Source organism: Pantoea latae (assembly GCF_002077695.1).
Lineage (GTDB): Bacteria > Pseudomonadota > Gammaproteobacteria > Enterobacterales > Enterobacteriaceae > Pantoea > Pantoea latae.
The window spans coordinates 222,229-246,616 of the sequence record NZ_MWUE01000008.1 but is presented as its reverse complement, the minus strand read 5'-3'; the positions used below and the strand labels follow the sequence as shown (position 1 = coordinate 246,616).

Sequence of the window (24,388 nt, the reverse complement as noted above, 5' to 3'; positions counted from 1 at the left end):
GATAGTCACCCTTGCAGTTAACCAGCAGCCAGGCTGCTGGAGAAAAGGAGCCGATCAGTGGATCAGCATGCCGCCGTTCACGTCTAAGGTGATGCCGGTGAGGTAGCTGGAGAGATCGCTGGCAAGAAACAGCGCGGCGTGGGCCACGTCGTCAGCCGCGCCGAGGCGTCCAAGGGGAATCGAATCGATAATGGCGTGGCGCCGTTCATCGTGCAGCAGCCCGCCGGTGATATCGGTCTGGATCAGGCCAGGGGTCAGCGCGTTAACGCGGATCTGATCCGGGCCGAACTCGCGCGCCATCGCTTTGGTCAGACCGAGAACGCCCGCCTTGGCGGCGCTATAGTGCGGGCCGCCGAAGATGCCGCCGCCGCGCTGCGCCGACACCGAGGAGAGGCAGACGATGCTGCCGCCGCCCTGACGCTGCATGACAGGGATCACCGCCTGCGACATCAGCAGCGTGCCGCGCAGGTTGACATCGAGGATGCGGTTATAATCTTCGGCGGCGATCTCCAGAGTTTTAACCGGCTGCGTGATGCCCGCGTTATTTACCAGCACGTCGATACGGCCATATTCATTCATGACCTGCGCGACGGCGCGCTGAATCGCCTCGGCGTCGGTGACGTTGGCCGCGAGGCCCAGATGGCCAGATCCCAGCGCCAGCGCGTTGCGCTGTGCCGCTGCCTCATCGAGATCGAGCACCACCACGCGAGCGCCGTGATGGGCGAAGCAGGCAGCCGTGGCGCGTCCGATACCGCGCTCAGAGGCGGCGCCCGTAATAATCGCAACTTTATCGTTCAGCAACATATGTGGCTCCAGATTCTTTTTTTATAGGGTTCGGTATCGCTACCGGCAGGGTTCCCTCTCAGCATCAGAAAAGCCGGCCAGAGTGGCAATGCAAAAAAATTCATTTGATGCTGAATGAAACTGTTGGTTTGATGGAGTTAACATTTCCCGCAGGTTAAAACGGATATAAATCACAAAAACGAGCAATGGAGAGAGTATGGAAAAGCCGGTCAGTCCACTGCCTTCTTTAAAAGCGCTGCGCGTATTTGAAGAGGTGGCGCAAACTGGAAATGTGGCGCGGGCCGCAGAAAAATTAAATATTACGCCGTCAGCGGCGAGCCACCAGCTGGCGAAACTGGAAAAAGCGCTGGGCTGCATTTTGTTTCACCGTTCAGCGAAAGGGGTGCTGCTTACTTTGGCGGGCGAGCGCTATTTAGAAGAGATCCGCCCGCTGATCCTCGGCCTGACGCAGGCGACGTCGCGTATTCGCGATGAGAAAGATCGCAGTGCGCTGCGTATTCACTGCGCGCCCAGCTTTGGACTGCTGTGGCTGCTGCCGCGCATTCATAAATTTCGCGACGCCCATCCGGAAATACAGGTAACGCTCTCCTGCTCCTATGAGAATTTATCCTTTAGCCGCGATAACATCGATATTGCCGTGCGCCATGGATTTCCCGAGTGGAAAGCGTTTGAAATAAAAACCATCCGTCATGAAAAAATGTCGGTGCTGGCGTCGCCAGCTTATCTGGAGAAATATCCGCTGCGTGAACCGGCCGAGCTAAATAATCACGCGCTGATCCTCTCTGAGTCGCCGTTAATTCAGTGGCCGCAGTGGTTCGCCATGCAGCAATTGTCGCAGCCGACCCAAGAGTGGCTGTTTCGCTTTGACCGTTCTTATATGAGCCTGGAAGCGGCGATGCTTGGCCACGGGCTGATTTTCGAAAGCGAACTGCTGGCCGCCGATTATCTGCGCAGCGGCAAACTGGTGAAGGTGTTTGACGCTGAACTGAGTTTGCCGGTCAGCGCCCATCACCTGGTCTATCCGCGTGGCTATGCGCAGTTTCCACGCGTCAGCTACTTTCTGCAGTGGATCCAGGCGCAGCTGGACGCGCAGCCGCATTAGCCACGATATCGAACCGCCTCGACAAAGGCGGCAAAAGCGGAAGAGGTGTTGCGTCGGTTGGGATAGTAGAGGTGGAACCCCTCGAACAGCGGACTCCAGTCGGCCAACACCTCAATCAGGCGGCCCGCCTCGATATGGGGCCGCGCCATATGCTCCGGCACACAGGCCAGGCCGATGCCGTCCAGCGCGCCGTTCATCACGTGAATAATGCTGTTGGATAACAGCGGACCGTTCACCCGAATAGTGAGTTTGCGGCCCGCTTTTTCAAATTCCCACGCGTAGACGCTGCCGCCTGGCGAGTGACGAATATTAATACAGCGGTGCGCCGTGAGATCCTGAGGGATCACGGGAACGGGATGCGACTGAAAATAGGCGGGCGTGCCGACCACTGCCAGCCGCCAGTCTGGCCCCAGCCGCACCGCAATCATATCGCGGCTGATCGATTCACCCAGCCGAATGCCGGCATCAAAACGCTCGGTGATAATATTGGTAAAGCCGTAGTCGATGCAGATTTCCACGCTGATATCGGGGTATTGCGCGAAAAAAGCGGGCAGCGCAGGGCGCAGCAGGCTCTCGGCGGCGTCGTCGGAACAGGTGATGCGGATATTGCCGGCCGGGGTGTCGCGTAATTCGCCGATACGCGCGATTTCGCTGTTGATCTGTTCGAATAACGGCGCGACCGACTGCAACAGGCGTTCGCCCGCCTCCGTCGGGGCGACGTTACGCGTGGTGCGCGCCAGCAGGCGCACGCCGATGCGCTCTTCCAGATTGCGAATGGTATGGCTGAGGGCCGACGGACTCACGCCCAGACCCGCCGCCGCGCGGGTAAAGCTCTGCGCTCTGGCCACCGCAATAAACGCCTGAATGTCATTCATCTTTTCCCGCCTGATTGCTGATTTTAATTCACAGAATTCGGAAAATTAGCCTATTCAGGCCGGGGGATCCAACCTCAATTACGCTATCGCACAGATGATTAAAAGCGCCGACCCGCTGAGAAAAGCCCGGCCGCGGCCCTTGCGAGGATTAATGAATTTTGCTCAGCAGCGTATGCGGCGCGGGCCGGTTACTCATTCCATTATTCTCTGTAAGGATAGGGAGAAATTGCGAGCCATTAAGACCGGAGCCCCATGGAAATTCAGATAAACAATCAAACCCTTGAGGTCGAAGCCGACGGCGACACGCCGTTACTCTGGGTGATACGCGACGACCTCGGCATGACCGGCACCAAATATGGCTGCGGTCTGGCGCAGTGCGGCGCCTGCTCGGTAATGATCGACGGTCAGGTGGTGCGATCCTGCGTGACGCCGCTGGATAGGGTGGCAGGAAAAGAGATCACCACCATCGAAGCGATTGAAAAGGACGAGATGGGCAAACGCGTGGTGGCGGCCTGGGTGAAGCATCAGGTGCCGCAGTGCGGCTACTGTCAGTCGGGCCAGGTGATGGCAGCGACCGCGCTGCTCAGGCAGAACGCACATCCTTCCGACCAGCAGATCGCGGCGGCGATGGTGAATCTCTGCCGCTGCGGCACCTATAACGCCATCAGCGCGGCCATCCACGAGGTGGCGGAACAGGGAGACGCGCAGTGAAAAAATCTCTGCAATCATCTGCATTCACGTCCGGCGACGAGCCCGCCAACCTGTCGCGCCGCCGTTTTCTGCTGGCGACAGGCGGCGTCGCGGGCGCGCTGGTGCTGGGGATCGGCCTGCCTGTGGAGCAGACCCGCGCGCAGGTGGCGCAGCAGGCGCTGCCGCCCGGCACGCGCGTGCCCGCTTTTCTGGCGATCCGCCCGGACGGCAGCGTGCGCTTTCTCTCGCCGTTTATTGAGGGCGGACAGGGTATTTTTACCGCCATGGCGCAGATCGTCGGCGAAGAGCTGGATGCCGATCCCGCCAGCTTCGTGGTAGAGAACGCGCCAGCGGGAGAGCAGTACAAGGTCATGGAGAGCGGGATGCGCATCACCGGCGGCAGCCAGTCGGTGCGCACCAGCTACATGACGATGCGTCGCCTCGGCGCGCTGGCGCGCCATATGCTGCTGCAGGCGGCGGCGACCTCGCTAGACGTGCCGCTCGCCTCGCTGCGCACCGAACCGGGAAAGGTGGTGCACGACGCCTCCGGCCGGACGCTGAGCTACGGCGATCTGGCGAGCCGCGCGCGCGATCTGCCGATCCCGCCAGCGGATGCGGTCGCCTTAAAAGATCCCACGCAGTTCCGCTGGATCGGCAAGCCGGTCAAGCGTCTCGACGCCTGGGCGAAATCGACCGGGCAGGCGATCTACACCATCGACTGCCGCGTCGACAATATGCTGCACGCGGCGGTCCAGCACGCGCCGCGGCTGGGCATGACCGCCGGCGCGCTGCGCAACGAAGCGCAGGTGCAGGCGATGAAGGGCGTGCACTCGGTGCACCGCCTGCCGGGCGCGGTGGCGGTGGTCGCCGAGCGTTGGTGGCAGGCTAAACGCGCCGTCGAGACGCTACAGGTAGAGTGGCTGGCGCCTGCCGACGCAGAACTAATGCCAGCCGATTTTTCCTCGGCTGATTTTGCTCAAGCGCTGGCGAACCAACCGGGCGAGAGCCAAGAGGCAGAGGTAAAAGGCGATTTCGCAGCGGGTTTCGCCGCCGCCAGAAGTACGATAAGCGCAACCTACCATAGCCAGTACCTTAACCACGCCCAGCTGGAACCGCCTTCGGCGCTGGCGCGCTTCAACGGTGACGGCACGCTGGAGCTGTGGATCCCCAATCAGGCGCCGGAGATGTTTCAGGGCGAGGTGGCGAAGCGCACCGGACTGGACGCCGAGAAGATCTTTATTCATTCCCCGCTGCTGGGCGGCTTTTTCGGCCGTCACTTCATCTACGACGGCGCGATGGCCTGGCCGCAGGCGGTTGAACTGGCGAAGGCGGTCGGTCGTCCGGTCAAGTTGATCTGGAGCCGCGAAGAGGAGTTTCTGCGCGACACCCATCGTCCAATGGCGGCGGTGCGCTTCCGCGCCGGTCTGGATAGCGAGGGCTATCCGCTGGCGCTGGAAGCGATCAGCATCTGCGAAGGTCCGACCGAAGGTATCTCCGGCAAGCAGGGTGATAAGCTCGATCCCACCGCGACCGAAGGCCTCACCGGCAAAGCCTACGGCATCCCGCACGTACGCATTGCGCAGATCTATAAAAAAGGGCCGGTAAAGCTCGGCTACTGGCGCTCGGTCGGCAATTCGATGAACGACTTTCTCTATGAATCATTTTTCGACGAGATCGCCGACAGCGGCAAGCTCGATCCCTTAGCGCTGCGCCTGCGTCTGCTGAAGGGAAATGCCCGCCTGACGACGCTGCTGGAAGCGGTGGTCGATCTCTCTGGCGGATGGAAGCCCGGCCCCTATACCGCCGAGGATGGCAGTCGACGCGCACGCGGCGTGGCGATGGCGTCGCCGTTCGGCACCGAGGCGGCCGCGATAGCGGAAGTGTCGATCGAGAACGGGCAGGTCAGGGTGCATCGGGTTTGGGAGGCGATCGATCCCGGCAGCATCGTCAATCCGGCCATCGTCGCGGCGCAGGTCAACGGCGCGGTGGCGCTGGGGCTGTCGCAGGTGCTGCTGGAAGAGGCGCTGTTCGAAAAGGGCCAGCCGGTCGCGCGCAATTTCGACCTCTATCCGATTCTGCCGCCGTCGCGCATGGCGCAGGTTGAGGTGCGCATTATCGAAAGCGGGGCAAAAATGGGCGGCATCGGCGAACCGCCGCTGCCCGCCGTGCCACCAGCGGTGGCGAATGCCGTCTCCAGGCTGACCGGGCAGCGTATCCGCTCTATGCCGCTGTCGCGCTACAACTTTACCTGAGCCGCAGGTTCTTAAGGAAAACATCATGACCAGGAAAAGGCTCTGTTTGCTGCTGATAGCGACGCTTATTATCGTAACCGGCGCACTAGTGTGGATGCTGCGCACGCCAGCGTCGCCTTTCGATAACGCGGCGGCCTCCAGCTCGCCCGATCTTATCCAGCGCGGCGAATATGTCGCGCGTCTCAGCGATTGCGTCGCCTGCCACAGCACGCCGGAGAACGCACCGTTTTCCGGCGGTCTGACGATGGCGACGCCGGTTGGCAATATCTACACCACCAATATCACGCCCGACCGGACGAGCGGTATTGGCCGCTACTCGCTGGCCGACTTCGACCGCGCGGTGCGCCAGGGCGTGGCGCAGGACGGGCATCGGCTCTATCCGGCAATGCCGTTTCCCTCTTACCAGAAGCTGAGCGATGAGGATATCCGCGCCCTCTATGCCTTTATGATGCACGGCGTGCAGCCCGCTTCGCGGCAAAACCAGCCGTCGGACATTCCCTGGCCGCTCAATATGCGTTGGCCGCTGGCGCTGTGGCGCGCCGCTTTTGCCAGCGGTGAGCCCTGGCAGCCAGCGGCGAACCGCGACGAGCGCTGGAACCGGGGCGCTTATCTGGTGGAAGGCCCAGGCCACTGCGGCAGCTGCCATACGCCGCGCGGGCTGGCCTTTAATGAGAAGGCGCTTGATGCGAGCAGCCCGGACTACCTGGCGGGCGCGCTGCTTGATGGCTGGTACGCGCCCAGCCTGCGCGGCGACGCCGGCAGCGGCATAAGCCGCTGGAGCGAGGATGACGTGGTGACGTTTTTGAAAAGCGGGCGCAACGCGCACGCCGTGGTGTTCGGCTCGATGACCGACGCGTTCAATAACTCCACCCAGTTTATGCGCGACGACGATCTGCGCGCCATTGCGCACTACCTTAAGTCGCTGCCGCCGGGCAGCAACGACAGCGGCCACGCCTGGCGTTATGTGCAGCAAAGCAGTCAGGGCGCAAGCCGCCGTCCCGGCGAGCAGACTTTTATCGCGCGCTGCAGCAGCTGCCATGGTGCAGACGGCCGCGGGCAGGCGCCGTGGATCCCGCCACTGGCCGGCGCCACCTCGATGCAGGTCGACGCCTCTTCGGCGATCAATATCGTGCTGAACGGTTCCGCGAGGGTGGTCACCAACGGCGTACTGGACGCCTACCGTATGCCGCCATACCGCAAACAGCTTTCGGATCAGGAGACGGCGGAGGTGCTCAACTATATTCGCTCATCCTGGGGCAACAGCGGCGCGCAGACGGAGGCGAAAGCGGTGGCTGAAATGCGGCAGCACACCGATCCCGCCAGCATCAACCCCATTGTTCTGCAGATGCGGTGAGTCAGAGCGAGAGGTGTCGTCAATTGATGAGTTTGATTCACAATTACATCCGGTTTATCCAGGTTAATTCAAGGCCGCAGTTCAGGTAGCCTCTTACAGCCCTGAAACTTATGGATTAACCTATGACGACTTTCTCAACACACACCGCATCGCGCCACCACGCCGCCTGGGGCGCTATCTTCTCGATGGCCCTGGGCGTCGTGGTGCTGATCGCTTCGGAATTTATGCCCGTCAGCCTGCTGACGCCGGTGGCGCAGGATCTGGGCATCAGCCAGGGACAGGCGGGCCAGGCGATCTCCGTCAGCGGGTTTTTCGCCGTGCTGACCAGCCTGCTGAATACGCCGCTTACTGGCCGCTTCGACCGCAAAAAGGTGCTGATCGCCTTTACGCTTTTGCTGACAATTTCCGGTCTGACTGTCACATTCGCGCCAGACGGACTAATTTTTATTGTCGGACGCGCGCTGCTTGGCGTGGCGATTGGCGGATTCTGGTCGATGTCCACCGCGACCATTATGCGTCTTGCGCCGCCGCATGCGGTGGCGAAAGGGCTGGCGCTGATCAACGGCGGCAACGCGCTGGCGGCCACCATCGCCGCGCCGCTGGGAAGCTTTCTCGGTCAGTATATCGGCTGGCGTGGGGCGTTTTTTATCGTCGTGCCGCTGGCCGTCGCCGCGTTTATCTGGCAGTGGCGCGCGCTTCCTTCGCTGCCGGCGCAGGCCGATAACCAGCGCGCCAGTCCGCTGCGTCTGCTGGGCTTGTCGCACGTCGCGGCGGGAATGGCGGCGATCCTGGCGCTGTTTATGGGGCAGTTCGCGATTTTCACCTATCTGCGGCCCTTTATGGAGTCGGTAACCGGCGCCAGCGTCAGCGAGCTTTCGTTTATTCTGCTGCTGTTGGGCGCCGCCGGGCTGGCTGGAACCTGGTCAATCGGCCTGCTGCTGCAAACCCATCTGTTTCGCTGGCTGATCCTGATCCCGCTGGCGATGGCGGCGATCGGGGCGCTGCTGATCTGGCAGGGGCGCTCGTTGCTTATCACCGGCGCGCTGTTAGCCGCGTGGGGACTGGTGTCGACGCCCGCGCCGGTGGCCTGGGGACTCTGGCTAAGCCGCGCGCTGCCGGAGAGCGCGGAGGCGGGCGGCGGCCTGATGGTCGCGGTGATCCAGCTGGCGATCACCCTGGGCGCCGCGCTGGGTGGCGAGCTGTTCGACGCCGTGGGTTGGTGGAGTCCGTTTGCCTTTGGCCTGGCGCTACTGCTCCTGTCGGCGCTGTTTGCCGTACTGGCAAGCCGACGCTATCTTCACAGCGATGCCGCATCAGCAGAGGCATCGCCAACTTAATTATCGCCAGGGCACGCCCTGGCTTAACCGTTGCCGGAGGCATCAGGTCATGCACAACCTTGATATGCAGGTATTGAACGTGGGATTGCAGTGGGTTGACACGCATGAGGTCTGGCTCTGTACGGTGCTGTCGACCTATGGATCGTCGCCACGTCCGCCAGGGGCGATGATGATCATCAGGCAACAAGGTTACTACTGCGGCTCGCTTTCAGGCGGCTGCGTGGAAGAGAGTTTTATCGAACGCATTGATCAGGACGCGTTTCCCGCCGCCAGCCAGGTGGTGCGCTACGGCGAAGGCGGCTTTGAGCCGGACAGGGCGCTGCCGTGCGGCGGCGTGCTGGAGATCCTGGTGGAGAAGCTGTCGCCCGGCGCAACCAGTCGCGCCTATTTGCAAAAAATGATTGATGCGCTGACCGCCGCCACGGCGGTGAAAAAGAAGCTTATTTTGCCGCATGCCTGTCACGCGCTGGAGCCCGCCGCCTATACCAACAGCACGATCACCTACCGCGATGGCGCCGCCATTACCCTGACGCTCTCGACCGCGCCGCGGCTGGTGATCGGTGGACTCTCCAGCGTGGCGGTGTTTTGCGCCAACTTTGCCGTCGCGCTCGGTTTCGAAACCATCGTTTGCGAGCATCGGGAAGAGGCGCTGGAGAATATGGCCGCCTTGCTGGACGCCAACGTCAGGCTGATAAAGCAGTTTCCCGCCGTTTATCTGGAGCGGGAAGGGTGTCATGCCGGCACGGCGATCCTGTCGCTGACGCACGATCCGCGCATTGATGACCTCACCATGATGGAGGCGGTGAACCTGCCTGCGTTCTATATCGGCGCCATGGGGTCGAGAAAGAACAGCCACAGAAGAAAAGAGCGGCTGGGCCAGTATGGCGACCTCGAGCCTGAACAGGTGAGCCGCATTCACGCGCCGGTCGGGCTGGATATCGGCAGTAAAACCCCGTCCGAGATCGCGCTGTCGGTAATGGCGGACATCGTGCGCTACAAAAACGGCTGCGTAACGGCGGTCGCGCCGCCCCTTGCAGAGGCGTGGGAGCAGGGAAGTCTGATATGAAGATCGCCGTTCTGGTGATGGCCGCCGGATTTAGCCGGCGTTTTAAAGCAGGCGGCGGCGAGCATAAGCTGCTGGCGTTACTGAACGGTAAACCGGTGTTGCAGCACACGCTGGCGCACGTTGCCGCGACCGGACTCGACTTTTTCGTGGTGACGCGCCCTGAAGATGCGCCGATACGGGCGCTTATCCCCGCAGGCCGCGCGGTGATCTGCCGCAGCGAGGGCATCGGCGACTCTATCGCCGCCGGCGTAGGCGCCAGCGCGGCGTATGACGGCTGGCTGATTACGCTGGGCGATATGCCGTTTTTAACCAGCGAAAGTCTGCTGGCCGTCGCCAGTGCGCTGCATTATGCGCCGCTGGCGCGTGCGGAAGTCGCGGGCAAGCAGGGGCATCCGGTAGGATTTCAGCGCGCCTTCTATCCCGCGCTTATCAGCCTGAGCGGCGACACCGGCGCCCGCGCGGTGCTTAACAGCGCGCCCTGTCAAAGGGTGAAACTGGCGGACAAGGGCTGCGTGCTGGATATCGATACGCCGCTTGATCTTCAGCGCGGCACGGGCGCTGAATAACCGTTCAGCCGGCGCGGTTTTCGGCTGAGCGTCAAGGGATTTAAAGCCTGTTCGCCATCGTATTCAACGCTAACGGCTGACGGATCAGCCTGATGCTCAGGCCCGCGCCCAGGGCGAGGCAACAGGCAATCGCCATCGTCGCGATAACAAAAGCGTGGGTGATATCCTTTTCGGCGTCGCTGGTTCCCAATGTATTGTAGAAAAGGGTGCCGATGACCGCGACGCCAAGCGCCGTGCTGATCTGCAAAGTCGACGTCGTCACGCCGGCAATCATGCCTGAAAATTCTGGCGCAACGCGGCCGGTGATCATGCGCACCAGCGTTGGCATCGCCAGACCCTGACCAAACCCAATGATAAACAGCAGCGCGCCTGCTGGCGCCATCGGCGGTATAGCCTCTACGGTGGTTGCATTAATTAACCCGACCAGCCCGATTAATCCTGCGGCTTCGCATGCCATCCCTGTGCTGCACAGATAATTACCGGCAAAGCGCCGCAGATAAGGCGTGGTTAACGGGCCAGTCAGAAAGCCGGCGCCAAAAGGCAGGAAAACCAGGCCTGCGTTGAGCGCGTCAAAATGTAATGCTTTTTGCAGATAGACCGTAAACAAGAGAAAGAAGGCCGCGAGTGAATAGAATAGCAGCGCGATAACCAGTCCCAGCCCAATTCCCGGCGCGCCCAGCACGCCAGGATCGAGCAGCGGCGCGCCGCCTTGCTGGCTCAGCCGTGTTTCATAGCGCCACGTCATAAAGGCCAGCAAGGGAACGGTAAGAAAGAGGAGCCATATCCACCAGGTCCAGCCGGTTTCCCGGCCTTCAATCAGAGGAATAATCAGCGCGCTCAGGGTGGCCGTTACCAGCAGCATCCCGCCTGGATCGAGTTTTCGGGCATTTTTCGCTCGGGTTTCTTTTAATAACCGCACGCCAAACAAAATGACAAACAGCGCGACCGGCAGGTTAATAAGGAAAATGGCGCGCCAGCCCAGATGAAAGAGGTCAAGGGCGATCAGGGTGCCGCCCAGCGCCTGACCGACAACCGCGGCCAGACCAAACACTGCGCCATATAAACTGAGCGCTAAAGGCTTCTCTTTTTCAGGGAAAAGGGCCTGCACCGACGCCAGCGCCTGCGGGGCCATAATGGCGGCAGTTGCGCCTTGCAGAATGCGTCCTGCAATGAGCATCCCGGGAGAAACCGCCAGGCCGCATAACAGAGAGGCGCAGGCGAAACCCATTAACCCCAGAAAAAACATTTTTCCCCGGCCATAGAGATCGCCCAGCCGACCGCCGGTCATCAACATAACCGCATAGACGGCAGCATAGGATGAGATAACCAGTTGTTCGGCTGAGGAGGACGCGCCCAGTCCGGCCTGGATTGAGGGCAAAGCCACGTTCACAATAAAAAAATCGAGCGGCGGAAGAAATGCGCCAACCAGTAAGAGAGAGAACATCAGCCAGCGGCGCGGTTCGGGTTGCGTAACAGTTAATAAAGTCATAGCAGACTCCACGTGGAAGTAGTGAGAGTCATGATGGTTCTTACAGGATTGTCTGAGAACTGCCATTTTTGTTAGTTCAGCGTTCATTTTTGAACGGATGGTTTTACGTGTGAGTGTCAGGATTGATGCCGATGGCCAGACTCAGGTTTTTTTGCGTGGTGAGCTGGATAATGCCAGGGTGTCTGGATGCCGGTTTAACAGGATAATATGAGTGCATATAATGTATATTATGTTAAATATGGTATTTATAACCATCCGCTTGTGTGGTTCAGCCTGCTGCTCTCGTCCCCTTTTATCTGCTTTCATTAAGCCACAGACAAGCGATAACCCTATTCCCTGGTACCGAGCCTGAATGCGGCTTTAATTTAGGCGCTCAGCCTTCAGGGTTTCAGAATGACTTTGGTCCAGCCCTCGTCGCGATCGTCAAAATGCTTATAACCCTCTGCGGCTTCTGACAGCGGTAGCCGGTGTGAGATAATCTGCGCCGGGTTCGCCTTGCCGTGATGGATAAGTCTGGCGAGCTGACGGTTATAAGCCTTTACGTTGCACTGGCCGGTCTTGATCGACTGACCTTTAAACCAGAAGTTGCCAAAATCGAAAGGCATCTTGCCCTGTTTGGCCAGTTCAGTTGCCGCGCCGGGATCCTGCGGAACAAACACGCCTACGGCGCCAATGCCGCCCGTCGCTTTAGTTGACGCCACCAGACTATTCATCGTGGCGGAGTTATTCTCGTGACCATGTTTATTGCAGCACTGGTAGCCTACGCATTCGCAACCGCAATCCGTGCCGCGCCCATCGGTTAACTCGAGAATTTTATTCACCGCATCATCGCCCACGCCATTAATGGCGACTGCGCCGATTTTTTCAGCCAACGCCAGCCGATCGGGATGTGTATCTACCACAAACACCTGTGATGCGCCTTTGATAATGGCGGAATGCGCTGCCATTAAGCCGACCGGACCCGCACCATAAATAGCGACGCTTTCCCCTGGCCGTAATCCTGCCAGTTCGGTGGCATGCCAGCCGGTGGGAAATATATCAGACAGGAGGACGTAGTCTTCTTCCTTTTCAGCCGCATCCGGCGGTAAGACCAGGCAGTTAAAATCGGCATAAGGAACGCGCAGTAGCTCCGCCTGTCCGCCATCCCACTCCCCCATTTCGGCAAAGCCGTAGGCGGCGCCAGCCGCTCCTGGGTTAGCCGTCAGGCAATAGCCAGTTAACCCTTTTTCGCAGTTTTCACAGAAGCCGCAACCAACATTGAATGGCAGGCAGACATAGTCACCCACTTTGATTCGCTCTACGGCGCCACCGATTTCAATGACCTGCCCCATATTTTCATGACCGAATATGCGCCCTTGCTCAAAGCTGGTGCGGCCTTCGTACATATGCAGGTCAGAACCGCAGATGTTGGTGGTGGTAATGCGAACCAGCACATCGGTTGGACGAACAATCTTTGCGTCCGGAACATCTTTTACTGACACATCGAAAGGTCCGTTGTAAACAACCGCTTTCATAATGTTCTCCTCTTGTGAGTGATCGGTTTAATGGCGGCGACCCGCTGCTGTCGCCGCCATTAATGTTGCCGCCTCGTCAATCAAACATTTTGATTGATTAATAAGTGTAGAGCATCTTTATGTTAAAGGGTTGTGCTAATGATTTCGCTTAATCACTAAAGACACCGGCTGCGCTTAGCCAAAAATTTTGAACGAAGCGGGAGTGAGTATTATTCGATGCTAACAATGGTGACCCAGTTTGCATCTTTGCCAACAGGTGCTTCAGCGACCCTGTGTAGCTCGCCGCTTTCGCGGTCAATGGCGTAGCTGCCAATCACCGCGCTTTTCTCGCCGCTGGCGATTAGCCAGCGCCCGTCTGACGTAATCGCGATGCCGCGCGGCTGCTTTTCTACCGGCCAGCTGCCGATCGGCTGCAGTTTTCCATCCTGCTGACTGACGCGGTAGCCCGTAACCGTGCTGCTGGTCCGCTCCGTCACATAGAGAAATCGCCCATCAGGCGTCATTTTGATATCGGCCGCCCAGATGCGCGGCGTGGTGTCGCTGTAGCTGGCGGTGCGCTCAACGCCGTGCTGCAGATGATATTTCTGCGCGACCGCGCTGGGATAGGCAGCGATCTGTGTCAGCGTGCCATCCGGCTGCCGCGCGAACTGCACGATGGCGCCGCTCATTTCGCCAACGTTATAAAGGAAGCGGTTATCCGGTGACAGCACCGAGTGACGCGGCCCGTTTTTCGCCGCCGTCGCAACGAAACCGTCGCCGACCGGCGTAAGCTGGCCATCCTGATGCAGCGCCAGCTGCAGAACGCGATCGGTGCCCAGCACGCCGACATAGGCGGAGTGATTCGTCGCATCGACAATCACCGAGTGCGCGGCGTGCCCGGCCTGTATCTCCTCGACAAACGGCGTCGTTACTTTTCCGTGGGCACCTAAACGATAAACATGCACCAAACCGCTGTCATAGGACGCCGCCAGCAAAAAGCGCCCTTGCCTGTCCAGGCTAATGTAGGGATAGCTTGCGGCGGCCGCGCTCTCCGACGCCGGCGTTAACGCCCCGGTTTTGCCGTTGATGGACCAGCTCACCAGCCGCATCGGCTGGCTGCGCACCGCAGCATAGAGTGTTTTTTTATCGGGGCCGATCGCCATTGGCATCACCTTGCCACCCGCCGGCGTGTCGCCTAGCGGCTTCAACTCGCCGGTCTGGTCGTTTAAGGCGTAGCGCGCGATAGTGCCATCCTCCGCCGCCGAAACGTAGACAAAGGTCTGGGCCAGCAGCGACCCGCTGAAAGCCATGCCGAGCAGGAGAATCGACTGGCGCAGCGCCAGGGAGTTATTCATGTGTTACCTCAGTAAGTTAAGTGTTGTCGCTTCAGGTATACGCGGCCGCACGCGACGAGGTTATGTGTGGCTGCCTGAGGCCTGTTGTGAGGTTGCCCAAAATGCCTGCGCATTCATATTGTTACATAGTTGTTATTTTTTATCATTTGTGCAGAAATGCGTGCTGGCTCACTGCGCAAGACGTCGCTAACGCGCTGACCTGCATCAGATTATCAGCAATGACCAATGCGGTTAAATCTGGCCCTGCCCGAACCTGCTACTCTTAGCCTCCACATCTGGAGGATCCATGAATTCACTAATTGATATTTTTACCAGCCATAAAAGCGAACGCAGCTTTACCGAGCAGCCTGTTGACGACGCGATTCTGGATCGCATTATCAGCACCGCGTATCGCGCCCCGACCTCAGTCAACTCGCAGCAGGTTTCCGTCGTCGTCACGCGCGACGCGGCAAAGCGCAAGGAAATCTCCCAGATTGCCGGTGGTCAGCCATGGATCGCCAAAGCGCCAGTGTTTCTTACCTTCGTGCTGGATATGCATAAATCCCGCGTCGCGATGGAGGCGATCGGCCGCGAGCAGATCGCGCAGCAGAGCATTGAGAGCATCGTATCCGGTTCGACCGATGTGGGCATTGCGCTGGGCTCGGTGATGGCCGCCGCGCGCGCGGAAGGCCTGGGCATCGTGCCGATCGGCGGCATCCGCCGCGATCCTGAGGCGCTGATTAGCCTGCTGGAACTGCCGGAATATACCTTCCCGGTCGCGGGCGTGGTCATCGGCTATGTCGATGAACCGTCGCACCAGAAACCGCGCCTGCCGCTGGAGACCTTCCGTCACGAAGAGGCCTATCGCACAGCAGGCCTGGAGGAGAAGATTGCCGCCTACAATCAGGAGATGGTGCAGCACTGGCAGAACATCGGCCGCTCTGACGGCGAAAGCTGGAGCGAAAGCGTAAGCGGCTATTATCAAAATATCTACTTCCCGCACGTGCTGGGCGCGCTGAAAAAACAGGGCTTCGGCAACGACAAATAACTCCCGCCTCGCTCAGGCAAACGCCTGAGCGTCGCCCTTCTCTTTTTTGCTCTCCGCCTTTCGCCATCATCCACCCGCTGCTACGGCAGACGGATTCTTAACTACGCTTAATGGTTGCTATACCCCTACAAAAATGGAGAGAACCCATGAGCGATGATGAGCGTAAACCGACGACAACCGATGCCGGCATTCCCGTCGCCAGCGATGAACATTCGCTGTCGGTCGGCCCTGATGGCCCGCTGGTACTGCACGACCACTATCTCATTGAGCAGATGGCAAATTTCAACCGTGAACGCATCCCGGAGCGGCAGCCGCACGCCAAAGGCAGCGGCGCGTTCGGCTATTTCCACGTCACCGATGACGTCAGCAAGTACACCAAAGCCGCCGTGTTCCAGCCCGGCGCGCGCACCGACGTGCTGCTGCGCTTCTCTACCGTAGCGGGCGAACGCGGCAGCCCGGACACCTGGCGCGATCCGCGCGGCTTCGCCCTGAAGTTCTATACCACCGAAGGCAACTACGACATGGTGGGCAACAACACGCCGGTGTTCTTCATCCGCGACCCGATGAAGTTTCAGCACTTTATCCGCTCGCAAAAGCGTCGCGCCGACAATAACCTGCGCGATAACGACATGCAGTGGGACTTCTGGACCCTTTCGCCGGAATCGTCGCATCAGGTCACCTGGCTGATGGGCGACCGCGGCATTCCAAAAACCTGGCGCCATATGAACGGCTATTCCAGCCATACCTATATGTGGGTCAACGCCGAAGGCGAAAAATTCTGGGTGAAGTATCACTTCCACACCGACCAGGGCATCGAGTTTCTCACTCAGGAAGAGGCCGACGCGCTGGCCGGAAAAGATATCGATCACCACACCCGCGACCTCTTCTTCTCCATTAAAGAGGGCAAATTCCCCAGCTGGACGCTCTACATGCAGATCATGCCGTTCGCCGAGGCGGAAACCTATCGCTATAACCCGTTCGATCTCACTAAGGTCTGGCCGCACGGCGACTATCCGCTGATCAAGGTGGGCAAGCTGGTGCTGAACCGCAACCCCACCGACAACCATGCGCAGATCGAACAGGCGGCGTTTGAGCCGAATAACCTGGTGCCGGGTATCGGCCTGAGTCCCGATAAAATGCTGCTGGGCCGCGTCTTCTCCTATGCCGACGCGCACCGTCACCGCCTGGGCGTCAACTACAAGCAGATCCCGGTTAACGCGCCGCAGTCGCCGGTTAACAGCTACAGCAAAGATGGCGCAATGCGCATTCATCCGGTTTCCGACCCGGTTTATGCGCCGAACAGCAAAGGCGGGCCGGCGGCGGACGGCGAGCGCTATCCCACCGACTCGACCTGGCCGGCCAGCGGCGAGATGGTGCGCGCGCCCTACACGCTGCGTGAAGATGACGACGATTTTGGTCAGGCCAATACGCTGATCAATAAAGTGATGGATGACGCGGCGCGCGATCGTCTGGTAGAGAACGTCAGCGGACATCTGCTGAACGGCGTAGAGGAGCCGGTGCTGTCGCGCGCCTTTGAATACTGGCGCAATATCGATCAGGCAACGGGCGACAGAATCGCCCTGAAGGTGCTGGAAACGCGGTCGAAACGGCAGACGCAGGCCTGAGCGCCGCGTGAAAAATAAAAAGCGCCCCGAGAGGCGCTTTTTTTTACCCTGATGCGGTTATTTCAGGCGGAACGCCACCACGCTGTCGCCGCTTTTGGTGCCGAGCGAGCCGTGGCCGCCCGCAGCGATCACCACATACTGCTTGCCATCTTTACCCATAAAGGTCGACGGCGTGGCCTGCGCGCCCGCGCTCAGCTCGGTCTGCCAAAGCAGCGCGCCGGTGGTGCTGTCATAGGCGCGGAAGAAGTTATCCGCCGTCGCGCCGTGGAACACCACATCGCCCGCCGTGACCAGCGGACCGCCGTGCGCCACCATGCCCATCGGGAAACCGAGTGGGAAACGGCCAGGCAGGAAGCTGGTGTTGAGGTTTTTCGTGGTGCCGACGCGGCGCAGCCATTCGGTTTTGCCGGTTTTCAGATCGACGCCGACCATACGGCCCCACGGCGGCGCGATGCAGGGTATGCCCAGCTCAGACGCGAACTGCTGAATATGGATAGCGTAGTCGCCGTGGAAGTTTTCATTCCAGTAGGGCGAGCCATCCTTAGTGAACAGGCGTTCGGTCGCGGTGGTCGGGGTACGTTTGATCAGGTTGTACTTGTAGGCCAGACGCACCGGCGCGGCGATCAGCAGCTGACGCTCGGGATCAACCGCAACGGAACCCCAGTTAAAGACGCCGATATTGCCCGGGAAGATCAGCGAGCCCTTCTCCGTCGCCGGCGTCCACGGATTGCCGTCGTAGCGCAGCTCGCGGAAGCCGATACGGCAGCTCATCTGATCGAACGGTGAAATGCCCCACATCGACTTTTCCGTCAGCGGCTGCGGGATAAAGTTCAGGCTGGACACCGGCTGGGTCGCGGCGAATTTCTCGCCCTCAACGCCGCCTTCGGTCGACACCTTCACCTGGTTAACCGGATAGATCGGCTGACCGGTCAGACGGTTAAGCACAAACAGGTTGCCGGTTTTCGTCGGCAGGATCACCGCCGGCTGCGGGTTGCCCTGATAGTCGATATCCACCAGCGACGGCTGAGACGGGTTATCGCGGTCCCACAGATCGTGGTTGGCGCTCTGATAACGCCATTTAAAGGCGCCGGTTTTCAGATCCAGCGCCACCAGCGCATCGCGGAATTTCTCCGTGTTGCTGTTGGGATCGCGCTCGATACCGACTTCATCCGGCGAGGCGTTGCCGAACGGCACGTAGACCAGGCCGTTTTTCAGGTCGGCGCTCAGCGTCGCCCAGGCCACCGGCGTATCCTGCGGATAGGTCGCATCCGCCGCAATCGGCTGGGTGTTGTCAGGCGTAGCGGGATCGAAGTTCCACACCAGACGGCCCGTCACGGCGTCATAGGCGCGGATCACGCCTGACGGGTTGCCACGGTTGAAGCCGTTATCCATCACCGAACCGCCGACAATTACCAGATTGCCCGCCACCAGCGGCGCAGAGGTTTGCATCAGCGCGTGCGGACGGACTTCGCCCATGTTGGCATGCAGATCGACCACGCCGTTCTGGCCGAAATCGGCGCAGGGTTTGCCGCTGTCGGCATCCAGCGCCACCAGCTGCGCATCGGTCGTGGCGTTATAGATACGCTTACGGCACAGCGCGGGCTGCGAGGCGCTGTTGGCCGCCGCTGCGCTGCTGGCGTCATAGAAGCTGACGCCGCGACAGGTCTGATGCTGCTGCATATAGGAGCGATCCTGCGGCGGCGCGTACTTCCACTTCACCGCGCCGGTTTCCGGATCGAGCGCGTGCACCTCGTTATGCGGCGTACAGAAATAGAGCATGCCGTTCGCCTTCAGCGGCGTCGCCTCGAAGGTATACTCGGTGGCGTCGTCGCTCTTGCGCAGATCGCCGGTGTGGTAGGTCCAGGCCACCTCAAGATCTTTCACGTTCTCTTTGGTGATCTGGTTCAGCGAGGAGAAGCGCAGCGCGTTAGTGGAGCCGCCATAGGCCGTCCAGTCGTTGCCGGCGCCGGTTGAGGCGGACGGCGTGCGCGCATTGGTGATGGTGCCCTGCTGCGGCAGCGGATCGTAAAAGCAGAGGCCGATCACCAGGGCGATCATCACCACCACCGTGGAGCCCAGGAAAGGATGAAACTTACGCTGGGTAAGCGGACGCACCACCCAGGGCAGCGCCAGCCATACGCCAATCAGACCAAACAGGTCGCCGCGCGGTATCCACTGCCATTTATCGAAGCCCGCTTCCCAGATTATCCAGAAGAGCGTGATCCACATCAGCAGCGCATAAAGCGTTAAGGCGCTGCGTTTATTCAGAAACAGCAGTATCGCGGTGAGCAATAAGCCTGCGGCCATCAGCGCATAAAACGCGCTGCCCCCCAGCAGCAGAAGCTTCCCGCCCATATACAGCATCGCCACGGCGACAATCGCCATCACGATACTGGTTAGCTTGTTAACCATGATCCTTCTCTTCCTCATTCAAGGGACGAAATAAAATAAATACACATAACTTCAACGTTATTTTAACTTAGGTAAATTTTTCGTAAAAACACATTATCTATCCAGCCTTTAGCCAGGCTAACGAATATCGGTGGTGTCAGCGCGGATAATCCTCTGCGCAGCGCGACATCGAGTAAGATTTCGGCGCGCAATGGTCGGCCGCAGCTAATAGATCACGCTGATTTACCGCACCTTTTGTTCAAGCCGCCGAGAATGACGCCACATTTATGTCACTTTCACCGGCGCCGCTGCACCTTAATGATGCGCAAGCGAACCATTAGCCTGCTTATTTCTGCCACGCGTGGGGCCAATGCCCGGTTAAACGCGCCCTTATTCTCTTCTGGCACCACTCTTGCTTCTCGGTTACTGACCATCATCTTGCAGGAGAAGCCGTATGCAGCCGAGTCGCTATCGTTACGTTATTTTTTCACTGTTATTCCTTGTCGCGCTGATCAACTACATCGATCGCGGCGCGCTGTCGTTTGCCGCTAACGCCATCTCGCAGGAGTACCACTTCAGCAAAGTGCAGCTGGGCGCGGTGCTGGGCTATTTTGGCTTCGGCTATCTCTTTGGTTCGCTGTGCGGCGGGTTCCTGGCGGATCGTCTTGGCACCCGAAAGGTGTGGCTGATGGCGGGCGTGCTCTGGTCTTTACTGGAGATTGCCACCGCCTGGGCGGGCGATTTAGGCGTCGCGCTGTTTGGCGGCTCGGCGATTATGGGCTTCGCTGCTCTGCGCATTCTGTTCGGCGTCTCTGAAGGCCCGGCCTACGCGCTGATGAACAAGGCGATCGCCCACTGGGCGCCGGACCGCGAGCGCGGCTTTGCGCTGAGCATTGGTCTGCTGTCGACGCAGGTCGGCTCGCTGCTGACTGCGCCGATTGCGGTCGGGCTGCTGCTGCTGACCCATGACTGGCGCATGATGTTTATCCTGTTGGGCTGTTTCTCGCTACTGGCGATGCTGCTGTTTGCGCGCCGCTTCAGCGACCTCCCTGAACAACAGCCCGCCGCCAACGCGGCAGAGCGCGCGCTGATCCGCAACGGGCAGCGGCAGGAGGCGCACGACGAGGCGCCGCTGCCCTGGTGGCGCTTCTTCACCAGCAGAACGCTGGTGTGCAACGCGCTGGGCTACTTCTCCTTCCTCTATATCACCTTTACGCTGGTGACCTGGCTGCCGAAATACCTGCAGGACAACTTTCATTACGACCTGCATTCACTCTGGTATGTGGCGATGATCCCCTGGAGCGGCGCCTGTCTTACCGTGCTGCTCGGCGGCCGCATCGCCGATCGTCTGCTGGCGCGCTTCAGCAACCTGCGCGTGGCGCGCAACGGCTTTGCCGCCGTGACGCTGCTCGGCACCGCCTGCTGTTTTATGGCCATCCCCTACGCTGGATCGGCCGCGGCGATTATTGCGCTGATGACGTTAGGCAACGCGCTCAACGCGATGGTCAATAACGTTTACTGGTCGGTGGTGATCGACGTGACGCCGAAAGCCTCTGTAGGCGCCTTTAGCGGCATGACGCTGGCGATCGCCAATCTCGCCTCGATTATCTCGCCGATGCTGTGCGGCTGGCTGGCGGAGTATTACGGCTACAACGCGATGTTTACCGTCACCGCCGTGATTGCGCTGGGCAGTATGCTGGCGATGACCCTGCTGCAGCCCGAGAAACGTCTGCAGCCGCAGCGCGCGTCCGGCGTGGCGCAGAGCGCGTTGTAGCCGCAGCGCGCGCCTACAGCTCATTGCGCGCCACCACGGTTTGCAGCGCTTCTCGCGCTTTCACGCGCTGAGCAATCGCCCACAGCTTCGGGGTATTTACCTGAAACCAGGCTTCACGCGGTTGCCAGCGCACCAGCACCGGCAGATAAGCATCAAGCAGCGTGATGTTATCGCCGAGCAGATACTCGCCATCGCCGATCTGCGATTCGAGCCAGCGATACCCCTGTTCGCGATGGGCGCTGGCGCGCTGGCGCAGCTCCTGCGCACCGGCGGTCGTCCAGCGCTGCGGATAGTCGCCGAGCGTAAAGGTGGGATAAATATTCGCCACCAGCCAGACCAGCCAGTGATAAAAGCGCTCGCGCTGCGGATCGCCAGCCGACGGGATCAGCGCAGGATGGCGATCCGCCAGCAGTAGCGCAATGGCGGCGCTCTCCGTTAACACTCGGCCATCCTCGTGCTGCAGGGTCGGCACCTGGCCCAGCGGATTAAGCGCCAGCAGCCGATCGCGAGCCTCGCCTGGCTGGTCGAAGCCAGAGACATCCACCCAGCGATAGGGTTCATCGCAGAGGCAAAGCATCAGTTCGCTAATTGCCGATCCCCATCCCGGCGCGCCGTAGAGCGTGAACATAGCCTTCTCCTGTTCGGGTTGTGACCGAATAAGTGTAGTCAGCCGTGGCGTTCGCAGAAGCGCTCGATGTCGTGGATAACCGTCTGCTGCAGTGGGGCGGAAGAGAGAGCGTGCAAAGACATAGAGGCCTCGTCTGGTCGGATATCTGGATAAGCGACGCATCAGGCGCGCCGGAATCAGCACTGACGGTAACGGGCAGAGATGACAGGCAAAAGACAGCAAGGGGGCGAGACCACGAAAAAAGGCGGAGTGGTTAGCTCCGCCTTTATTCAAGTTCCGGCTAGTGATCCTGGCCGGTCAGTTGCAAAAGGGCAACGATGATCTGCAAGATGACCCGGACGAGATCCAGGAGCAATCTAATCAGTTCCATCACTTTCCTTCTCCTTTACCAGGAGCGCGCTGTTCGGCTACCGAGGCTTTGACTCTACCCGCCGGGCGCCTAAGCACATCTTGTGGAGAGCGCTGAGCGGCACTCGTTGCTAAAGCCACAGGCCAGCACCACCTGATGCCTGCCGGGATTTTCAAAACCGTGCCCCTGGGAGCGGCCAGTCAGCAAGTCGGCTCAGCTTTGCGCTCAACACCTGTATAACCATACAGTATTTTGCCGAAACTTGAAATATTTCTCCGCGCTATTTAGAATCGCAGATGTGGAGAGTGCTGAGCACCTCGTTCGTGGCGCGGTCACCAGCCGTTAAGCGAACAAAAAAAGAAAGGATTTGGCCATGACGCCAAATCCTTTTTTTATGCCTGCGATCCGCTACTGCGCGCTGACGCGCCACACCGTGTTGCCGGCGTCATCCGCAATCAGCAGCGCGCCCTGGCGATCCGCCGCCAGCCCGACCGGCAAGCCGCGCACCTGCTTCTGGTCGTCGGTGAGGAATCCCGTGACCACCGGCTGCGGCAATCCGACCGGCTTGCCGTTCTCAAATTTCACCCACACCACCTGATAGCCGTTAAGCGGCGTGCGGTTCCAGCTGCCGTGCTCGCTGATAAAGGCGCCGCCGCGATACTGCGGCATATTCTCCGCCTGGTAGAAAAGCAGCCCCAGCGGCGCGACGTGCGAGCTGAGGGCGTAGTCCGGCTTAATCGCCTTCTCGACCAGATCGGGACGCTGCGGCTGCGCGCGCGTATCCACATGCTGACCGTAATAGCTATAGGGCCAGCCGTAGAAGCCGTTCTCCTGCACCGAGGTCATATAGTCCGGCACCAGATCGGAGCCAATCTCGTCGCGCTCGTTGACGATGGCCCACAGCCGGTTGCTCTGCGGCTCAAACTGCAGGCCGGTCGGGTTGCGCAGACCGGTGGCGTAAAGACGCGTCGCGCCGGTGGCGGCGTCCACTTCCAGCACCGCGGCGCGATGGTATTCGGCGCCGATGCCGTTTTCCGTGATATTGCTGTTAGAGCCGATGCCGACATAAAGCTTGCTGCCGTCGGGACTGGCCACCAGCGATTTGGTCCAGTGGTGGTTAATCGGGCCGCCTGGCAGATCGGTCACCCACTGCGGCGGCGTGCGGATCTCGGTTTGCCCTTCCTGATAGGGAAACTTCACCAGGCTGTCGGCGTTGGCAACATAGAGCGTATTGCCGATCAGCTGCATGCCGAAGGGGGAAAAGAGGTTTTCGATAAAGGTGTGCTGCTCCCATTTGCCGTTGACGTTGCGCAGCAACGTAATGCGGTTGCCGCCCTCGCCCCCTTTGCCAGAAGCTTTCTGCACGATGCCCATAATCAGCTGCTTGGGCCGCGTGGTGGGCTTGGCCGGGCCGTTGGACTCCGCCACCAGCACGTCGCCGTTCGGCAGCGTCAGCACCTGACGCGGATGCTTGAGATTCTCGGCGATCTTCTCAATCTTCAGCCCCTGCGCCACCTTCGGCATCTCGCCCTGCTTCCACGGCACCCCTTCTGGCACCTGCATCGGCGGCATAAAGAAGTTTTTCGCTTCCGGCAGTTCCGGGTTGGGGCCAGTCTGCTTCTGCGGGTCGAGCTGCGCGCCGCTGTCGCAGCCGGCCAGCAGCGCGGTCAGCGCCAGGGCAATAAGCGTTTGCTTTTTCATGGTGCTTCTCCTTAAGCCGTGCGCTGACGCAGCGCGAGTTGAACATTGGCGATCAGCATCAGCACCACCACGATGGTCGACAGGATCACGCCGGACGGCACCACGGCGTAAGCGTCGCGGCTGTGAACAAAGGCATTCAGGATCGCCAGCACGATCGCCAGCAGCGTGAGCCAGAAATGCACCTTCTCTGCGCGGTCAGGGCCGCGAAACAAGGCGATCAGGGCGATAAGACGCGGAATAATGGCGATAACCAGCCCGATGGCGATCAGCCAGCTGGCGGCGTGCGTCCACTCCACGACAAAACTGTTCAGGTAAATAATGTCGAAGATCCATGCCGCCACGAAAAAACCGAGCGGCACAGGTTCAAACAGCGTGTAAAGCGCCACGGCGAAAGCCGATCGTCCCGAGGTTCTGGTCATTATCATCTCCATATTATTGAGCGTCTCAGCGCATAAATGCGCCGCGCCTGTAAAATATTAGTAAATATGAAGAAAATGTGCGGAAAGTTTC

At 59.9% G+C, this 24,388-nt stretch carries 19 protein-coding genes; 10 read left to right on the top strand and 9 right to left on the bottom strand.

Features of this window, described 5'->3' with window-relative positions; all coding sequences use genetic code 11:
- Nucleotides 1-54 precede the first annotated feature (54 nt).
- Nucleotides 55-804, bottom strand: coding sequence for an SDR family NAD(P)-dependent oxidoreductase (locus B2J69_RS06640; protein ID WP_081137593.1), 750 nt, complete (start codon nt 802-804; stop codon nt 55-57).
- Between the two features lie 196 nt (nt 805-1,000).
- On the opposite strand from B2J69_RS06640, the gene B2J69_RS06635 reads away from it, so the two are divergent.
- Nucleotides 1,001-1,906 carry a LysR substrate-binding domain-containing protein gene (locus tag B2J69_RS06635; RefSeq protein WP_081137591.1) on the top strand — a complete coding sequence of 302 codons (906 nt, stop codon included), beginning with the start codon at nt 1,001-1,003 and terminating at the stop codon, nt 1,904-1,906.
- On the opposite strand, the gene B2J69_RS06630 is transcribed toward B2J69_RS06635, so the two are convergent.
- A complete protein-coding gene (locus tag B2J69_RS06630) occupies nt 1,903-2,781 on the bottom strand; it encodes a LysR family transcriptional regulator (RefSeq protein ID WP_081137589.1) in 879 nt (292 codons plus the stop codon). The two genes, B2J69_RS06635 and B2J69_RS06630, sit on opposite strands and share 4 nt — an antisense overlap.
- A 252-nt stretch (nt 2,782-3,033) precedes the next feature.
- On the opposite strand from B2J69_RS06630, the gene B2J69_RS06625 reads away from it, so the two are divergent.
- The 6 genes from B2J69_RS06625 to B2J69_RS06600 all read left to right on the top strand — a co-directional run bounded on the left by B2J69_RS06625 (nt 3,034) and on the right by B2J69_RS06600 (nt 10,046).
- A complete protein-coding gene (locus B2J69_RS06625) occupies nt 3,034-3,492 on the top strand; it encodes a (2Fe-2S)-binding protein (RefSeq protein WP_081137587.1) in 459 nt (152 codons plus the stop codon).
- Nucleotides 3,489-5,723 (top strand): xanthine dehydrogenase family protein molybdopterin-binding subunit, encoded by a 2,235-nt coding sequence (locus B2J69_RS06620; RefSeq protein ID WP_236722692.1) that lies wholly within the window; start codon nt 3,489-3,491, stop codon nt 5,721-5,723. Before B2J69_RS06625 ends, B2J69_RS06620 begins: the two co-directional genes overlap by 4 nt.
- 25 nt (nt 5,724-5,748) lie before the next feature.
- Nucleotides 5,749-7,077 (top strand): c-type cytochrome, encoded by a 1,329-nt coding sequence (locus B2J69_RS06615; RefSeq protein ID WP_081137585.1) that lies wholly within the window; start codon nt 5,749-5,751, stop codon nt 7,075-7,077.
- A 122-nt stretch (nt 7,078-7,199) separates the two neighbouring features.
- Nucleotides 7,200-8,414, top strand: coding sequence for an MFS transporter (locus tag B2J69_RS06610; RefSeq protein WP_081137583.1), 1,215 nt, complete (start codon nt 7,200-7,202; stop codon nt 8,412-8,414).
- A gap of 49 nt (nt 8,415-8,463) precedes the next feature.
- Nucleotides 8,464-9,480: an XdhC family protein gene (locus tag B2J69_RS06605; RefSeq protein ID WP_081137581.1), complete on the top strand. Its 1,017-nt coding sequence runs from the start codon at nt 8,464-8,466 to the stop codon at nt 9,478-9,480.
- Entirely contained in the window at nt 9,477-10,046 is a 570-nt protein-coding gene (locus tag B2J69_RS06600; RefSeq protein WP_081137579.1) for a nucleotidyltransferase family protein, read from the top strand. Before B2J69_RS06605 ends, B2J69_RS06600 begins: the two co-directional genes overlap by 4 nt.
- Nucleotides 10,047-10,086: 40 nt before the next feature.
- Here B2J69_RS06600 and B2J69_RS06595 read toward each other — a convergent pair whose 3' ends face one another.
- The 3 genes from B2J69_RS06595 to B2J69_RS06585 form a co-directional block, all read right to left on the bottom strand.
- Nucleotides 10,087-11,535 carry an MFS transporter gene (locus tag B2J69_RS06595; protein ID WP_081137577.1) on the bottom strand — a complete coding sequence of 483 codons (1,449 nt, stop codon included), beginning with the start codon at nt 11,533-11,535 and terminating at the stop codon, nt 10,087-10,089.
- 380 nt (nt 11,536-11,915) lie between these two features.
- On the bottom strand, nt 11,916-13,049 hold the full coding sequence (locus B2J69_RS06590) for a glutathione-independent formaldehyde dehydrogenase (RefSeq protein ID WP_081137575.1): 1,134 nt from the start codon (nt 13,047-13,049) through the stop codon (nt 11,916-11,918).
- 209 nt (nt 13,050-13,258) lie between these two features.
- Complete coding sequence (locus B2J69_RS06585) at nt 13,259-14,383, bottom strand: lactonase family protein (RefSeq protein ID WP_081137573.1); 1,125 nt, start codon at nt 14,381-14,383, stop codon at nt 13,259-13,261.
- A gap of 286 nt (nt 14,384-14,669) precedes the next feature.
- Between B2J69_RS06585 and B2J69_RS06580 the strand changes: the two genes are divergently transcribed.
- Together B2J69_RS06580 and B2J69_RS06575 are read left to right on the top strand one after the other, a co-directional pair.
- Complete coding sequence (locus tag B2J69_RS06580) at nt 14,670-15,410, top strand: nitroreductase family protein (protein ID WP_081137571.1); 741 nt, start codon at nt 14,670-14,672, stop codon at nt 15,408-15,410.
- A gap of 146 nt (nt 15,411-15,556) precedes the next feature.
- Nucleotides 15,557-17,035: a catalase gene (locus B2J69_RS06575; RefSeq protein WP_081137569.1), complete on the top strand. Its 1,479-nt coding sequence runs from the start codon at nt 15,557-15,559 to the stop codon at nt 17,033-17,035.
- Nucleotides 17,036-17,092: 57 nt separating this feature from the next.
- Here B2J69_RS06575 and B2J69_RS06570 read toward each other — a convergent pair whose 3' ends face one another.
- Nucleotides 17,093-19,447, bottom strand: a complete 2,355-nt coding sequence (locus B2J69_RS06570) for a membrane-bound PQQ-dependent dehydrogenase, glucose/quinate/shikimate family (RefSeq protein WP_081137567.1) — start codon at nt 19,445-19,447, stop codon at nt 17,093-17,095.
- Nucleotides 19,448-19,880: 433 nt separating this feature from the next.
- Here B2J69_RS06570 and B2J69_RS06565 point away from each other — a divergent pair, with 433 nt between their 5' ends.
- Entirely contained in the window at nt 19,881-21,200 is a 1,320-nt protein-coding gene (locus B2J69_RS06565; protein ID WP_081137565.1) for an MFS transporter, read from the top strand.
- A 13-nt stretch (nt 21,201-21,213) separates the two neighbouring features.
- Here the strand turns inward: B2J69_RS06565 and B2J69_RS06560 are convergent, their stop codons facing one another.
- From B2J69_RS06560 to B2J69_RS06545, 3 genes are all read right to left on the bottom strand, one after another.
- Nucleotides 21,214-21,828, bottom strand: a complete 615-nt coding sequence (locus B2J69_RS06560) for a glutathione S-transferase family protein (protein WP_081137563.1) — start codon at nt 21,826-21,828, stop codon at nt 21,214-21,216.
- A 757-nt stretch (nt 21,829-22,585) separates the two neighbouring features.
- Complete coding sequence (locus tag B2J69_RS06550; protein ID WP_081137561.1) at nt 22,586-23,878, bottom strand: PQQ-dependent sugar dehydrogenase; 1,293 nt, start codon at nt 23,876-23,878, stop codon at nt 22,586-22,588.
- A gap of 11 nt (nt 23,879-23,889) precedes the next feature.
- On the bottom strand, nt 23,890-24,297 hold the full coding sequence (locus B2J69_RS06545; protein ID WP_081137559.1) for a DUF2231 domain-containing protein: 408 nt from the start codon (nt 24,295-24,297) through the stop codon (nt 23,890-23,892).
- Nucleotides 24,298-24,388: the final 91 nt, after the last annotated feature.

What these genes read in the sequence shown, in the direction of transcription:
- B2J69_RS06640 (WP_081137593.1), bottom strand. Translation starts at nt 804, where the DNA reads ATGTTGCTGAACGATAAAGTTGCGATTATTACGGGCGCCGCCTCTGAG.
- B2J69_RS06635 (WP_081137591.1), top strand. Translation starts at nt 1,001, where the DNA reads ATGGAAAAGCCGGTCAGTCCACTGCCTTCTTTAAAAGCGCTGCGCGTA.
- B2J69_RS06630 (WP_081137589.1), bottom strand. Translation starts at nt 2,781, where the DNA reads ATGAATGACATTCAGGCGTTTATTGCGGTGGCCAGAGCGCAGAGCTTT.
- B2J69_RS06625 (WP_081137587.1), top strand. Translation starts at nt 3,034, where the DNA reads ATGGAAATTCAGATAAACAATCAAACCCTTGAGGTCGAAGCCGACGGC.
- B2J69_RS06615 (WP_081137585.1), top strand. Translation starts at nt 5,749, where the DNA reads ATGACCAGGAAAAGGCTCTGTTTGCTGCTGATAGCGACGCTTATTATC.
- B2J69_RS06610 (WP_081137583.1), top strand. Translation starts at nt 7,200, where the DNA reads ATGACGACTTTCTCAACACACACCGCATCGCGCCACCACGCCGCCTGG.
- B2J69_RS06605 (WP_081137581.1), top strand. Translation starts at nt 8,464, where the DNA reads ATGCACAACCTTGATATGCAGGTATTGAACGTGGGATTGCAGTGGGTT.
- B2J69_RS06600 (WP_081137579.1), top strand. Translation starts at nt 9,477, where the DNA reads ATGAAGATCGCCGTTCTGGTGATGGCCGCCGGATTTAGCCGGCGTTTT.
- B2J69_RS06595 (WP_081137577.1), bottom strand. Translation starts at nt 11,535, where the DNA reads ATGACTTTATTAACTGTTACGCAACCCGAACCGCGCCGCTGGCTGATG.
- B2J69_RS06590 (WP_081137575.1), bottom strand. Translation starts at nt 13,049, where the DNA reads ATGAAAGCGGTTGTTTACAACGGACCTTTCGATGTGTCAGTAAAAGAT.
- B2J69_RS06585 (WP_081137573.1), bottom strand. Translation starts at nt 14,383, where the DNA reads ATGAATAACTCCCTGGCGCTGCGCCAGTCGATTCTCCTGCTCGGCATG.
- B2J69_RS06580 (WP_081137571.1), top strand. Translation starts at nt 14,670, where the DNA reads ATGAATTCACTAATTGATATTTTTACCAGCCATAAAAGCGAACGCAGC.
- B2J69_RS06575 (WP_081137569.1), top strand. Translation starts at nt 15,557, where the DNA reads ATGAGCGATGATGAGCGTAAACCGACGACAACCGATGCCGGCATTCCC.
- B2J69_RS06570 (WP_081137567.1), bottom strand. Translation starts at nt 19,447, where the DNA reads ATGGTTAACAAGCTAACCAGTATCGTGATGGCGATTGTCGCCGTGGCG.
- B2J69_RS06565 (WP_081137565.1), top strand. Translation starts at nt 19,881, where the DNA reads ATGCAGCCGAGTCGCTATCGTTACGTTATTTTTTCACTGTTATTCCTT.
- B2J69_RS06560 (WP_081137563.1), bottom strand. Translation starts at nt 21,828, where the DNA reads ATGTTCACGCTCTACGGCGCGCCGGGATGGGGATCGGCAATTAGCGAA.
- B2J69_RS06550 (WP_081137561.1), bottom strand. Translation starts at nt 23,878, where the DNA reads ATGAAAAAGCAAACGCTTATTGCCCTGGCGCTGACCGCGCTGCTGGCC.
- B2J69_RS06545 (WP_081137559.1), bottom strand. Translation starts at nt 24,297, where the DNA reads ATGACCAGAACCTCGGGACGATCGGCTTTCGCCGTGGCGCTTTACACG.